At 63.4% G+C, this 13,183-nt stretch carries 10 protein-coding genes; 7 read left to right on the top strand and 3 right to left on the bottom strand.

Annotation, left to right across the window (positions count from 1 at the left end):
• Positions 1-52: 52 nt before the first annotated feature.
• Together A3AC_RS0118410 and A3AC_RS0118405 are read right to left on the bottom strand one after the other, a co-directional pair.
• On the bottom strand, positions 53-1,342 hold the full coding sequence (locus A3AC_RS0118410) for a four-carbon acid sugar kinase family protein (protein ID WP_025600678.1): 1,290 nt from the start codon (positions 1,340-1,342) through the stop codon (positions 53-55).
• Positions 1,339-2,319 carry a 2-keto-3-deoxygluconate permease gene (locus tag A3AC_RS0118405; protein ID WP_025600676.1) on the bottom strand — a complete coding sequence of 327 codons (981 nt, stop codon included), beginning with the start codon at positions 2,317-2,319 and terminating at the stop codon, positions 1,339-1,341. Before A3AC_RS0118405 ends, A3AC_RS0118410 begins: the two co-directional genes overlap by 4 nt.
• Before the next feature lie 283 nt (positions 2,320-2,602).
• Here A3AC_RS0118405 and A3AC_RS0118400 point away from each other — a divergent pair, with 283 nt between their 5' ends.
• The 3 genes from A3AC_RS0118400 to A3AC_RS0118390 all read left to right on the top strand — a co-directional run bounded on the left by A3AC_RS0118400 (position 2,603) and on the right by A3AC_RS0118390 (position 6,101).
• Positions 2,603-3,007, top strand: a complete 405-nt coding sequence (locus A3AC_RS0118400) for a nuclear transport factor 2 family protein (RefSeq protein ID WP_025600675.1) — start codon at positions 2,603-2,605, stop codon at positions 3,005-3,007.
• Positions 3,008-3,026: 19 nt separating this feature from the next.
• Entirely contained in the window at positions 3,027-4,442 is a 1,416-nt protein-coding gene (locus tag A3AC_RS0118395; protein ID WP_025600674.1) for an NAD(P)/FAD-dependent oxidoreductase, read from the top strand.
• A gap of 228 nt (positions 4,443-4,670) precedes the next feature.
• On the top strand, positions 4,671-6,101 hold the full coding sequence (locus A3AC_RS0118390; RefSeq protein WP_025600673.1) for an amino acid permease: 1,431 nt from the start codon (positions 4,671-4,673) through the stop codon (positions 6,099-6,101).
• A 96-nt stretch (positions 6,102-6,197) separates the two neighbouring features.
• Here A3AC_RS0118390 and A3AC_RS0118385 read toward each other — a convergent pair whose 3' ends face one another.
• Complete coding sequence (locus A3AC_RS0118385; protein WP_025600672.1) at positions 6,198-7,022, bottom strand: IclR family transcriptional regulator; 825 nt, start codon at positions 7,020-7,022, stop codon at positions 6,198-6,200.
• Positions 7,023-7,260: 238 nt separating this feature from the next.
• Here A3AC_RS0118385 and A3AC_RS0118380 point away from each other — a divergent pair, with 238 nt between their 5' ends.
• The 4 genes from A3AC_RS0118380 (at position 7,261) to A3AC_RS0118365 (ending at position 13,167) form a co-directional block, all read left to right on the top strand.
• Positions 7,261-8,937, top strand: a complete 1,677-nt coding sequence (locus tag A3AC_RS0118380) for a GMC family oxidoreductase (RefSeq protein WP_025600670.1) — start codon at positions 7,261-7,263, stop codon at positions 8,935-8,937.
• Positions 8,938-9,102: 165 nt separating this feature from the next.
• Positions 9,103-10,407: an MFS transporter gene (locus tag A3AC_RS0118375; RefSeq protein ID WP_025600668.1), complete on the top strand. Its 1,305-nt coding sequence runs from the start codon at positions 9,103-9,105 to the stop codon at positions 10,405-10,407.
• A gap of 46 nt (positions 10,408-10,453) precedes the next feature.
• A complete protein-coding gene (locus A3AC_RS0118370) occupies positions 10,454-11,437 on the top strand; it encodes an AAA family ATPase (RefSeq protein ID WP_198018011.1) in 984 nt (327 codons plus the stop codon).
• Positions 11,434-13,167 (top strand): cobaltochelatase CobT-related protein, encoded by a 1,734-nt coding sequence (locus A3AC_RS0118365; protein WP_025600666.1) that lies wholly within the window; start codon positions 11,434-11,436, stop codon positions 13,165-13,167. The genes A3AC_RS0118370 and A3AC_RS0118365 overlap by 4 nt, the downstream gene beginning before the upstream one ends.
• The last annotated feature ends 16 nt before the right edge of the window (positions 13,168-13,183 follow it).

Raw genomic sequence — 13,183 nt, 5'->3', positions numbered from 1 at the left:
CTGAATGTCTGCCTGTGCTGCCCACCTGATCGCGCCGAGGTTGCGCTCAGGCTCAATGGTGTAAGCCGGTTCCAGCGGATGCCGCTGCCGGCGCTTCATGCAGATAACGCCACGCGGCGAACAGCGCGTGATCGGTGCCGAAGGCGCCCGCCTTCGTGACGATACGCAAATGCGGCTGCAAGGCGCTCGCTTCGACGGGCTTGCCGACGGCCACGCCCGCTTCGATTTCCGCGATCAATTCGACGCTGCCGATCCCGACGGCGCTCAGCATCGCGCGCGCGGTTTCGCCGCCCGTCGCAATCAGACCGCCGAGCGCCGCGAAGTGCGGCTTGACGAGAGCGGCAAGCGCCGCCGACAGCAATGCGCCTTCAGCTGGGTCGAACGCGTTGTCGCGGCCAATGCGCAGCAGCAGATCGGCGCGCGTTGCGAGCGCCGCGCCGATCCGCGCCTGCCATGCCGGCCAGTCCGCGTGACGTTCGCATTCGCGCAGCACGGCCGGTGGCACCGTCAGTTCCGCCATGCCCGCGCGGTCGCGCAGCATCGCGCACTGCCGCTCGGACACCGCCGACAGACTACCCACCAGAACCAGTACCGGCGCCGGTTCGGGCGGGCTTTGCGAGGCAGAGCCAGCCTTTGCCGTCTCGCGCGCTTCAAACAGATCTTCGAGGCTCGCGATCTCGCGCGCGAGTCCGCCAGAACCGACCCAGAACAGCGCGTCATCCATCTGCGTGGTGACCTGTGCGAGCGTCAGCAGGTCGCTCCCTGTCTCAGCATCGACGACCAGTGCCTGCGTGCCGCTCGCGGCCACCGCCGCGATCCGCGCCACGAGCGCCTCGCCGCCTTCGCGCAACGCATCGACGTCGAGTTGCGCCGTCGAGAGGCCGGCTTCGGCCAGCATTGCATGGAGGTCGGCTGCGCGGCCGGCGTTTTCGAGCTTCCACGTATCGGTCGCTTCGAGCGGCTCGCCCTGCACGAACACGCGGCCGCCGCGCAGCGTGCGGCCGGTCGCAGGGAATGCGGGGGCGACGATCGCGAGACCCGCGAGCGGCTGCAACGCGGCGACTTCGGCCGCCCAGTTGCCGCGCAACGTCGAGTCGATTTTCTTGTACAGGCGCCGGCCCGGCGCACGCAATGCCTGCCACGCCGCGGCGGTGCGCTGAGCGGCTGCGGCGGGCGTAAGGCGGCGCGTGTCGGTGTCGGCGGCAATCACGTCGGCCGTGTGCGCGTCGAGTCCGTGCGCCGGTACGTCCAGCGTGACGACCGTGCGGTGCCCGGCGCTCGCGAAACCGATTGCGCAGTCGGCGGCGCCGGACAGATCGTCCGCGATGATCAGCATGCTCATCGCGCCAGTTCCGCTGCTTCGCGGCGTACCTGCACGCGTTTGGCGACGGCTGCCGTGAGCAGCGGCGAAAGGATCGCGGTCACCACCACGCAGGAGGCGACCAGCAGCGTCGCGCTTTTCGCGGCTTCCGCGTAGACCGGGTTCGCCGCGGCGATCAACGCCGGCACGGCAGCTGCATTGCCCGCCGTATTCGCCGCGGCGGCGCCTGCGACTCCGGTGCCGCCCGTCAGGCGGTCAGCGAAATAAAGGGGAATGCCGGTAATGATCACGACTGCGATACCCAGTCCGATGCCGAGAATGCCGGCCTGCCACACCTTGTGCAGATCAAGACTCGCGCCGAGCGCCAGCGCGAAGAACGGAATCATCACCGGTACTGCTTTGCCGAGGAACGCGCGCATTTCGCGGTCCAGGTTGCCGAGCAGCATGCCGAAAACCAGCGGCAGAATGCTGCCGACCAGCGTGGGCCACGGAAAGGCGGACAGACCCGCAACGCCCAGCGTCACCATGGTTAGAAACGGTCCCGATTCGAGCGACATGATGGTATAGGCGCCCACGTCTTCCGAGCGGCCGTACTGGCCCATCAACGCCATATAGAGCCCGCCGTTGGTGTCGTTCATCGCCGCGACGACGGCGAGGGTCGACAGGCCGGTAAAGAGTCCCGACGAAATCGGCTGCTCCCCGAGGAAATGTCCGAGCACCACGCCGACGACGATCGCCGCGCCCACCTTGGTGGCGAACAGCGCGCCGCCCTTTTTCAGCAGATAGGGCGTTGCCTTGACGTCGATGCTCGCACCCATGCAGACGTAGAAGACCGCGAGAATCGGCAGCGCGCCGGTGAAAAGCGCATTGGTGAATGAGCCGAAGAACTTCGGCATGCCCGGCAGAAAGGTCGCGACGAGCGCGCCTAGCAGCAGCGGGACGATCATCATGCCGCCGGGTACGCGCTCGATGCCGCGCTTGATGTGTATTTGGGCCATGCCAGTCTCCATTTTGATCGGACCTTGATTGGATCGGTCACTGATTTGATTGAAACGATCAGTTTTGAGTGTATCTGGTCGGGGCAATTTGCGCAAATCGATCAATTTGTTGATTGATGTGATCAGCGGTGGCTCGCGCGATCCGGACTCATCATGCTGCACCAGGCGAAAGCGGCGCACTGGCCCTACCGGGGAGGGATCGCAAAATCTAGACTTTGCTCGAAAGGACGCCGCTCGGGCGACGTCACAAGACCGCCACAAAATCATTGAGCAGGAGACAGGCATGACCGCAATACAAACGTCCGCCCCTATGGTTACCGCGCAGACGCTCGCTGCATTTTCCGACGCATTCAACCGCCACGACGCCGACGCGCTAATGAATTTCATGACCGAAGACTGCGTGTTCGATGCCGCCGGCGGAAGCGAAGTACATGGCACGCGCTTCGTCGGCCGTGATGCGGTACGCGCAGCATTCGAAGGGGTGTTCAAGACCTTCCCGGATGCGCATTGGGGCAAAGGTCGCCACTATGTCGCCGGCGAGCGCGGTGTCTCGGAGTGGGTGTTCACCGGCACGCATGCGGAAGGCTGGCGCATCGAGGCGGAAGGTTGCGATCTCTTCGAGTTTCGCGATGGGCTGATCGCGGTCAAGCGCGCTTTTCGCAAGGAACGTCCGAAGCAGAACGTTTGATACTGACGAGGAGCTTCGCATGGAACACAGTGTCATTACACGGGTCGGCGACGGCTTGTCTGCGGGACGGGACAGCGCCACACAATATGACCCGACCTACGACCCGCTGGTGTCGCCAGGACCCGGGCACGGCAGACAGTACGCGCCGACCTACTGGGTGGCGACCGCCGGTACTCCGCCGCCGGACGATGGGCCCATCACCAAAGATATCGACGTGGACGTGGCGATCATCGGCGCAGGCTATACCGGCCTCGCCACGGCGCTGTGCCTCGCACGCGAGCACGGCATCAAGGCCGTCGTTCTGGAGGCCAACAAAACCAGTTGGGGCTGCAGCAGCCGCAATGGCGGGCAAGGCCAGAATGCGTCGGGACGCCTGTCGCGCTCACAATGGATCGAGCGCTGGGGCAAAGACGTCGCGCTGAAGATGCATGACGAGATTCAGGAGGGGTTCCACAATTTCAAGGCGCTGGTCGCGGAAATCGATTGCGATCCGCAGCCGGGCGGGCACTTTCTGATCGCGCACCGCCCGCGCATCATGGCGAAACTCGCCGCTGAAGCCAAAGTCTGGAAAGACGTGTTCGGTTACCCGTCCGAGCTTTACGATCAGGCCACGTTTCGCCGCGAGTTCGTCAACGATTCCGAAGCCGCCGGCGCGCTCCATGAACCCGAGGGCATCGGAATCCATGCGCTGAAGCTCGCGTTCGGTTATCTGCGGCTGGCACGCGAAGCAGGCGCCAAAGTGCATCCATCGAGCCCGGTGATCGGCTGGGAAACGATTAACGGCGTTCATCATCTGCGTACGCCCGGTGGCATCGTGCGGGCCCGGGCTGTAGGCATCGCAACCGGCGCTTATACGGCCCAGAACCTGCATCCTTCGCTGACTAGCCGCGTGATGCCGATCCTGTCCAATTCGATGGTGACGCGCCCGCTCACGCAGCAGGAAATCGCCGCGTGCAACTTTCGCACGACGCAGGTTCTAACCGACACTCGCACGTTGCGGTTCTACTATCGCTTCTTGCCGGATAACCGGTTGCAGATCGGCAGCCGCAGCGCGATTACCGGTGCGGATGCGCCGCACGCCCGCCATCACGAACTGCTGGTGGAGGGAATGTGCCGTAAGTTCCCGGCATTGCGCGGTGTGACGATCGACTATTCATGGTGGGGCTGGGTGGATGTGAGCCACGACATGATGCCGCGCGTTTTCCAGCCCGATCCCAGGCAGTCCGTATATTACGCACTGGGCTATGGCGGCAACGGCGTGTCGTATTCGCAGCAGGCGGGCCGCCGGCTCGCTGAACGCATAGCCGGAAAAGGCGCGAAGCAGACGCTGCCGATTTTTACCTCACCTTTGCCGGGCCACCCATTTGCTCCGTTCCGTCGAATCGGGCAACGGATGCTCTATCAACTGTACTTCCGGCGCGACGAGAAGCCGTGAGCGCAATGTGCGTGCCGCGCCGTACGCGGTATGCAACCGGGAACTGAACGCAAGACGCACCTCGTATCGTGAAGACAGGCCAGCGCACACGTTCAGTAATCCGAAGATACAACATGAAGCGAAGCGTGCAAGCGCATTCGCTCTATCCGGATTGACGGCGCTCGAGTGCAGCCACGCCACACGCAAAACGCACGGACGGCGCCTGAGTAAACAGGATATGGAGGTGACATGCAAACATCGATAAACAAAAGTGAACTGAAGACCGGGCTCAAGCAGCGCCACATGACGATGATTGCGCTAGGCGGCGTGATCGGCGCGGGGCTCTTTGTCGGCAGTGGCGTCGTGGTTCAGCAGGCTGGTCCGGCTGCAGTGTTGTCGTTTCTGATTACCGGCGGCCTGATTGTGCTGGTCATGCGCATGCTCGGAGAAATGGCGTGTGCGATGCCCGCAGTAGGCTCGTTTTACGAATACGCGCGCCTCGCGTTCGCCGGCAGGCGCGGACCCGGCAAGCTTGCAGGATTCCTCACCGGCTGGATGTACTGGTATTTCTGGGTGATCGTCGTTGCGGTAGAGGCGGTGGCCGGCGCGAAACTCGTGCAGTTCTGGCTGCCGGATACGCCTGCATGGGTGATCAGTCTGGTGCTGCTGGTAGTGTTGACCGCGACCAATCTGATCTCGGTAGGCAGCTACGGGGAATTCGAATTCTGGTTTGCCTCCATCAAGGTTGCCGCGATCATCGTGTTTCTGTTTCTTGGCGGGCTGTATGTGCTGGGCCTCTGGCCTGCGTCGATGCACACGACGGCTGTGATTCCCACCTTGCTGTCGCACGGCGGGCTCATGCCGAAAGGGATCGGCCCGGTATTGAGCGGTGCCGTCGCTGCGACCGGGTTTTACTTCGGTGCGGAGATCGTCACCATCGCGGCAGCCGAAGCCCATGAGCCGCTCAAGGCGGTGGCCAAAGCCACCAATTCGGTGATTACGCGGGTCCTGTTTTTCTACGTGGGTTCGATCCTTCTCGTAGTTGCGCTCGTACCGTGGGACTCTCCGAAAATGGCCACGCCGTATGTCAGCGCGCTCGACGCGATGGGCATTCCTGCCGCCGCAAACGTCATGAACGCGATCGTGCTGACGGCGGTGCTGTCGGCACTCAACTCGGGCCTCTATGCAGCTTCGCGGATGATTTTCGCGCTCACGCGCCACGGCGACGCGCCTGCGATCCTCGCAAAGGTCAACCGTCGCGGCGTACCTGTTCGGGCCATTCTGATCGGCACCTTGTTCGGATATGTATCGGTCGTCATGTCGTATGTGTCGCCGGACACGGTCTTCGCCTTCCTCGTCAATTCATATGGCACGGTGGCCATCTTCGTCTATGTGCTGATCGCGCTGTCGCAACTGAAGCTGCGCGCCCGGCTCGAGCGCGAAGCGCCGGAAAAACTGAAAGTCCGGATGTGGTGCTACCCGTATCTGACATGGTTTGCGATCGTCGGCATGGTCGGCATTCTGGTCGCGATGGCGTTCATTCCGGATCAACGCACGCCGCTGTGGCTTGGCGTCGTGAGCCTTGGCGTGCTACTCGTGGCGTACGCATGGCGAGCACGTACGCGCCGCAAGAACGTTGCTGAAACAGAACTCGTGGAATACACCGCTCATCTCCGGTGAAGTCCGTGTAGTGCATCCGGTTCGCGGTGCAGCGGTGCTCGCAAGCGTCTTCTAAAAACGAGCGCTTGTTGCAACGGAGGTCCGCTGCACACGTCGCTACTTTTGCTCTGTCCTTCTGGACTGCAGCAGGGGGCCGATGCGAACCGCTGTTTCCTTTAACTTCGGCACCGCTTTGAGCAGATCCTCCAGATTCGCACGCGCGGTGGGGGCATGCACTGCGAGGGCTGCGAGCACGTGGCCGTCTTCTGCGTTGCGCACCGGAACGGCCACGGCGACCATGCCGCGCACGAACTCCTCGTTGTCGACGCCGATGCCGCGCGTCGCGAGGCGGTCGAGTTCGGCTTCCAGCAGATCGGGATCGGTCAATGTGCGATAGGTCATCGACTTGAGCTGCAAGCGCCTGATGGTCGGCCCACGCTCGGCCGGCGCCATGTGCGACAGAAAGAGCTTGCCGCTGGCGGTGCAGTGCAGCGGTACGCGCGTGCCCGGCTGCATGTGCAACCGTAATGGCTCGCTGGTCTCGACGCGCTCTACATAGAGCACCGTATCGCCGTCGAGAACGGTGAGGTTGCAGGTCTCGCCGAGTGCATCCACGAGCGTGCGCAGCAGCGAGCGGCACGCCCGCGTAAACGTGTTGTTTGCGAGCGTGGCGAGCGCGAGTTGCGCAGCGCGTGGACCGAGTGCGATCCCGCGATCGGCGCCGCGCGAGTCCGGCATGTGCGTGACATAACCCCTTGCTTCGAGCGATTCGATCAGGCGCATCAGCGTCGCTTTGGGAATCTGCAGACGAGAGGACAACTGGGACAGCGAGAACGGCTGTCCCGCAGCCGCGAGTTGTTCCAGCACGTTCAAAGCGCGCAACACGCGCGTGTCGTCGCCGGAACCAGGGGAAAGGGAGCGGGGGCGCGGGGTGTCTCTCATGGTCTTTGTTGCGACGGATGAAGGTGAGCGCATCGCCAGCGGGATCGGTAGCAACCCGAATGGGCGTCTGCGGCTCGCGGCGAAAGTGAAACAAAAAAACTGGTTTTCGTACCGGATTGCTCAATCCTAACCGGAATGCCTTGAAGCGCAAACGGGGCTCCAATAAATTAGGACGAAACCTACCGGTTTTTATATCCGCACAAGCAGAGTAAAACGCATTCACGACGGAACATCACCCATGACACAGAGCTTCGACTACGTCATCGTCGGCGCGGGATCGGCCGGCTGTGTGCTTGCCAACCGCCTCTCCGAAGGCGGACGCTACTCTGTGTGTCTGCTCGAAGCCGGGCCGCCTGACCGTTACCTTTGGATCCATATTCCGATCGGTTACGGCAAGACCATGTTCCATCCGGTCTACAACTGGCGCTTTTATACCGAGCCCGACCCGAACATGCTCGGTCGCAAGCTTTATTGGCCACGCGGGCGCACGCTCGGAGGGTGCAGTGCTATCAACGGACTCATCTACGTTCGCGGGCAGAAGGAGGACTACGACCACTGGGCCGCACTTGGCAATCGCGGCTGGAGCTGGAAGGAGTGCTTGCCATATTTCCGGCGGCTCGAACACAACGAGCTCGGTGCGTCGCCGACACGCGGCGTTGGCGGGCCGCTCTGGGCGTCCACGATCAAGCAGCGGCACGAACTCGTCGATGCGTTCATTGCGGCGTCAAATCGCCTGGGTGTGCCAATCGTCGACGACTTCAATCAGGGCGATCAGGAAGGCGTCGGCTATTACCAGTTGACGACCCGGCACGGTTGGCGCTGTTCGACGGCCGCGGCTTATCTGAAGCCCGCGCGCCGCCGCTCTAATCTTTGTGTTGAAACGGATGCGCTGGCCGCGAAAATCCTGTTCGAGGGCACGCGTGCGACCGGCGTGCGCTACGTGCAGCACGGCGAGGTGAGGGAAGTGCGCGCGAATCGCGAGGTAGTGCTTACCGCGGGCGCGCTGCAGTCGCCGCAATTGCTGCAGGTCTCGGGCGTGGGGCCCGCGGATCTGCTCACTGCGCTCGGTATTTCCGTGGTCGCTGACCGCCCAGGTGTCGGGGAAAACCTGCAGGACCATCTGCAAGTACGCCTGACTTATGAGGTGACGCGCCCGATTACAACCAACGATCTGCTGCACTCGTGGACCGGGCGCGCGAAGATGGGCCTTCAATGGGCGCTGTTTCGCGAAGGACCGCTTGCGGTCGGCATCAACCAGGGGGGCATGTTCTGCCGCGCATTGCCGGACGAAGCGAAAACGCCGGACATCCAGTTTCACTTCTCGACACTTTCAGCCGACACCGCCGGCGGCGATGTCCACGACTTTCCTGGCTGCACGTATTCGATCTGCCAGTTGCGGCCTGAATCGCGCGGCGTCGTGCGGATTCGCAGCGGCGACATGCGCGATGCGCCATCCATCCAGCCGAACTATCTCGCGACCGATCTCGATCGCCGCACGACGGTTGCCGGTGTGCGTTTCGCGCGCCGGGTGGCGGCCATGGAACCCATTGCATCGCTGATGAAGCGCGAGGTCCGTCCGGGCGCGGACGCGCAAACCGACGACGAACTGCTGCATTTTTGCCGCCAATACGGCCAGACGATCTTTCATCCATCCGGCACCGCGAAGATGGGTGTGGCGAGCGACCCGCGCGCTGTGGTCGACGAACGATTGCGCGTGTATGGCACGCAGCGGCTGCGCGTGGTCGACTGCTCGATCATGCCGACGCTCGTTTCGGGCAATACCAACGTGCCGATTGTGATGGTCGCTGAAAAAGCTTCCGCGATGATTCTCGAGGACGCTCTCGCGGATGATCGACGGGTCTCGGATGTGCGCCCGACAGGCGTCGCGGCTAGTGCCGTAGCGGAAAACCAATGAAGGGCATTGACGGCGGTAAGTGAAAACGGCGTTGCCTCGTTAGCCGCATTAGCAGTCGGTAAAAGCGGCGGCAGGCGGCGAAATTCGCGCCCCGGAGGAGACAGACAGGGGCTTCGGACGCGTGGCGTGTGGGACGCCGCACGGCCATCCATGGATGGAGGATCTATGGCAATCGATAAGCGGGTCGTACGTCGCGTTGCATTTGCGAGTGTGATTGGAGCGACGGTCGAGTGGTACGACTTTTTCCTGTACGGCGTGGTTGCGGGCATTGTGTTCAACAAACTCTATTTCCCCGCGCATGACCCGCTCGTCTCGACAATGCTCGCGTACGGCACATTCGCCGTCGGCTTTATCACGCGACCGCTGGGCGGGGTGATCTTTGGTCACTTCGGAGACAAGGTCGGACGCAAGTCCGCGCTGATCTGCACGCTGGTGATCATGGGGATCTCGACAGCAGGCGTGGCTTTCGTCCCGACCTTCGCGCAGATCGGCATCTGGGCGCCGATTCTGCTGCTCACGCTGCGCGTGCTTCAGGGGATCGGACTCGGCGGCGAATGGGGCGGCGCGGTGTTGATGGCATACGAATATGCGCCCGCCAACCGGCGCGGACTCTACGCGAGCCTGCCGCAGATTGGCCTCTCGATTGGTTTGTGTCTCGCCTCGGGAATAGTGGCCGGCATTTCGCGAATCTTGCCTGAAGCGGCGTTTCTCGCGTGGGGCTGGCGCCTTGCGTTCGCGGCCTCGCTTCTGCTCGTGCTGATCGGCCTCTACATCCGCCTCAAGGTCATGGAGACGCCCGAATTTCTTGCGCTCAAGCGTAGCCGCCGCGATGTGAAGATTCCGTTCGTCGACATGATTACGCGGTATCGAAGCTCGGTCCTGCTCGGCATGGGCGCGCGGTGGATCGACGGCGTGTTCTTCAACATCTTCGCCGTGTTCATGATCGGCTACCTCACGCAACGTCTCTCGATGAGCCGTACAGAGGCGCTCACCGGCGTCATGATCGCCGCCATGGTGATGTGCCTGTTCATTCCGCTCTTTGGCCGCATGTCGGACCTGATGGGGCGTGCACGCGTGTACCGCTGGGGCTCGCTGATCTGCGGCCTTTCAGTGCTGCCGGCGTTCTGGCTGATGAATGCTCAAGCGGGCAATACGATCGCCATATGGCTTGCCATTGTGATTCCGTTCGGCGTTTTCTATGCGATGGTCTATGGGCCCGAGGCGGCGCTTTTCGCCGAGCTCTTCGATCCGGAAGTGCGCTACACCGGCATCTCGTTCGTGTATCAGTTCTCCGGCATCTTCGCGAGCGGCCTTACGCCGATCATCGCCACGGCGCTCTTGCGGATGAACGGGGGCAAGCCGTGGTTCGTTTGTGTCTACGTCGTTTTGTCGGCGCTGCTGTCGGCATGGTCGGCGCGAGCGATGGAACGGCGCACGAAAACCTTCGGCGCCGTGGCCGCCGTGCGGTGACGGCGCAGGGGATCAACGCGACGCGGAGGATGAGCAGGTGACAGATATGGTGATTGGCAAGCCGGACAGCATGGTCGCTGTGCGCAGCGCTTTTGGCATCGATTCCGGGCTGATGGTGCCCGCCTTCAGTGAGCGCGACGACCACGTTCCCGAGATCGACGAGGCTTATCGCTTCAACCCTGAGGTGACTCTGGCCATTCTGGCCGGCTTCAGCCACAACCGCCGGGTGATGGTGCAGGGCATGCACGGTACAGGCAAGTCCACGCACGTCGAGCAGGTGGCCGCGAGGCTCAACTGGCCGTGCGTGCGCGTGAATCTCGATGGCCATATAAGCCGTCTGGATCTCGTCGGCAAGGACGCGATCGTGGTGCGGGACGATCTGCAGGTGACGGAGTTCCAGGAGGGCATCGTGCCGTGGGCATTGCAACGCCCGGTTGCGCTCATCTTCGACGAATACGACGCGGGGCGGCCCGATGTGATGTTCGTGATCCAGCGCATTCTGGAGCGTGACGGGAAGTTCACGCTGCTCGACCAGAACCGGGTCATCCACCCGCATCCGTACTTCCGCATGTTCGCGACCACCAATACGGTGGGGCTCGGTAATCTGAACGGCCTCTATCACGGCACCCAGGTTTTGAATCACGCCCAGATGGACCGCTGGAATGTGGTGGCCACGCTCAATTACCTGCCGCGCGCCGAAGAAGCCGGCATCGTTCTCGCGCGTGTACCCGCGCTCGCCGACGAGGCGGGCCGGGCGCTGATCGAGTCGATGGTGAGCGTCGCCGAACTCACGCGCAAGGGCTTCGCGAGCGGCGACCTGTCGACGCTGATGTCGCCGCGCACGGTCATCAACTGGGCGGAAAATTGCCAGATCTTCCGCGACCCCGGCATGGCGTTTCGCCTGACCTTTTTCAACAAGTGCGACGAGGCCGAGCGCCCCATCGTGGCCGAGTATTTCCAGCGCTGCTTCGGCACAGAGCTTGAGGCCGGAGGCGGCCGCGAAGCGCACGCGCTGGCCTCGCACGGATGAGCGCCGACCGCCAGGCCGCGCGCCGCGCGCAGCAGCGCGAGGCCTTGTGCGCCGCGGCAGTGCGCGCGCTGACCGGCGACGCCGCACTGCATTACCGCGACGGCCGTTTATGCCGCGACCTGCGGCCGCTGCGCTTGCACGCGCCGCATTTGCGCACCGATCGCGAGACGGACGATTTCGCAGCGCTGCGCGGTGCCGCCGATGGCGCGGCTTTGCGCGTGATCCACTCTGACGCGCAACTGCATGGTCGGCTCTGTCCCGCGGATCGGCTCGAGCGGACGGTGTTCGAACTGCTCGAGCAATTGCGTTGCGAAACGCAATTGCCGCCCGGCATGCCGGGCCTCGCGCAGAATGTCCGCGAGCGCTTCGAGCAATGGTCGCGGGCTTTCTATCGCTCAGGACTCGTCGAAGATCATCTGGGCATTCTGCTATACACCGTGGCGCAGATTGCATGGTCGCGTCTCACAGGTTGGCCCGTGCTGGAGGAGACCGAAGACCTGATCGAAGCCACGCGCGCGGCCATTGTGCCCGCCCTTGGTGTGTCGCTGGCGGGCTTGCGACGGCATCGCGCGGAGCAGGGCGCCTTTGCTGTTCACGCGCTGGAGATGGCGCGGCTGATCGGCGAGATGATCCGCACCGCACGTGCCGAGCGCGCCGAGGACGATCCGCCCGAGACGGAGGACGACAAAGCGCGCACGGCGTTTTCGCTCTGGTTCGACTTCGACGATGACGAGCAACGCGACATGGCCGTGGCGCTCACAGGCGACAGCCGCGTCCTCGAGGCGTCGGACCAGGGCTATCGGGTCTTTACCACACGCTATGACGTCGAGGTGTGCCCCGGCGCGATGGTTCGCAAGGCGTTGCTTGCCGAGTTCCGGCAGCGACTCGACGAGCGCATCGCCGGTCTGGGCATCAATGTGACGCGATTGGCGCATGCGTTAAAGGCAGCGCTTGCAATTGCCCAATGCGACGGCTGGTCGTTCGGCGAAGAGCACGGCCGCATCGACGGGCGACGCCTCGCGCAACTGGTCAGTTCGCCGGCAGAGCGGCGCCTGTTCCGGCTGGAACGTTACACGCCGTTGGCCGACTGCGCGGTGAGCTTTCTGATCGACTGCTCGGGCTCGATGAAAGCGCATATCGAGCCGGTGGCCATGATGGTGGACATTCTCACGCGCGCGCTCGACGAGGCTGGCGTGACTACCGAGGTGCTGGGATTTACAACCGGCGCCTGGAATGGCGGGCGGGCGCGCCTCGACTGGCTGGCGCAAGGGCGGCCCCGTCATCCTGGGCGGCTCAACGAAACCTGCCACATGGTCTTCAAGGACGCGACGAAGCGCTGGCGGCGCGCCCGTTCGGATATTGCCGCGCTCCTGAAGGCCGACCTGTTTCGTGAAGGCGTGGACGGCGAGGCCGTCGACTGGGCCTGTTCGCGGCTCGTCGCCGGCGGCAAGGCGAGACGGATACTGATCGTGGTTTCGGACGGCAGTCCCATGGATAGTGCGACCGCTCAAGCCAACGACGCATACTATCTCGACAATCATCTGAAAGAAGTAGTAGCGCGTCACGAAGCCTTGCGCGACGTGGAAGTCCTGGGGCTCGGTGTCGGACTGGATCTCAGCCCGTATTACCGCCGGTGTCTGGCTGTGGACCTTTCCGCGCCGCCGGATATGAAGCTTTTTGCCGAGATTGTCGGATGGATCGGCGGGGGCAGGCGGCCCGGCGTTCGCTAGTTCACGCCGCGCGGCT

This window comes from Burkholderia sp. WSM2230 (genome assembly GCF_000472445.1).
In the GTDB taxonomy this organism is placed as follows: domain Bacteria; phylum Pseudomonadota; class Gammaproteobacteria; order Burkholderiales; family Burkholderiaceae; genus Paraburkholderia.
The sequence above is the reverse complement of the archived record's forward strand: the minus strand, read 5'-3'. Positions and strand labels throughout refer to the sequence as shown.

Coding starts and splice junctions, on each gene's coding strand:
- A3AC_RS0118375 (WP_025600668.1), top strand. CDS start 9,103: ATGGCAATCGATAAGCGGGTCGTACGTCGCGTTGCATTTGCGAGTGTG.
- A3AC_RS0118405 (WP_025600676.1), bottom strand. CDS start 2,319: ATGGCCCAAATACACATCAAGCGCGGCATCGAGCGCGTACCCGGCGGC.
- A3AC_RS0118385 (WP_025600672.1), bottom strand. CDS start 7,022: ATGAGAGACACCCCGCGCCCCCGCTCCCTTTCCCCTGGTTCCGGCGAC.
- A3AC_RS0118380 (WP_025600670.1), top strand. CDS start 7,261: ATGACACAGAGCTTCGACTACGTCATCGTCGGCGCGGGATCGGCCGGC.
- A3AC_RS0118390 (WP_025600673.1), top strand. CDS start 4,671: ATGCAAACATCGATAAACAAAAGTGAACTGAAGACCGGGCTCAAGCAG.
- A3AC_RS0118365 (WP_025600666.1), top strand. CDS start 11,434: ATGAGCGCCGACCGCCAGGCCGCGCGCCGCGCGCAGCAGCGCGAGGCC.
- A3AC_RS0118370 (WP_198018011.1), top strand. CDS start 10,454: ATGGTGATTGGCAAGCCGGACAGCATGGTCGCTGTGCGCAGCGCTTTT.
- A3AC_RS0118410 (WP_025600678.1), bottom strand. CDS start 1,342: ATGAGCATGCTGATCATCGCGGACGATCTGTCCGGCGCCGCCGACTGC.
- A3AC_RS0118400 (WP_025600675.1), top strand. CDS start 2,603: ATGACCGCAATACAAACGTCCGCCCCTATGGTTACCGCGCAGACGCTC.
- A3AC_RS0118395 (WP_025600674.1), top strand. CDS start 3,027: ATGGAACACAGTGTCATTACACGGGTCGGCGACGGCTTGTCTGCGGGA.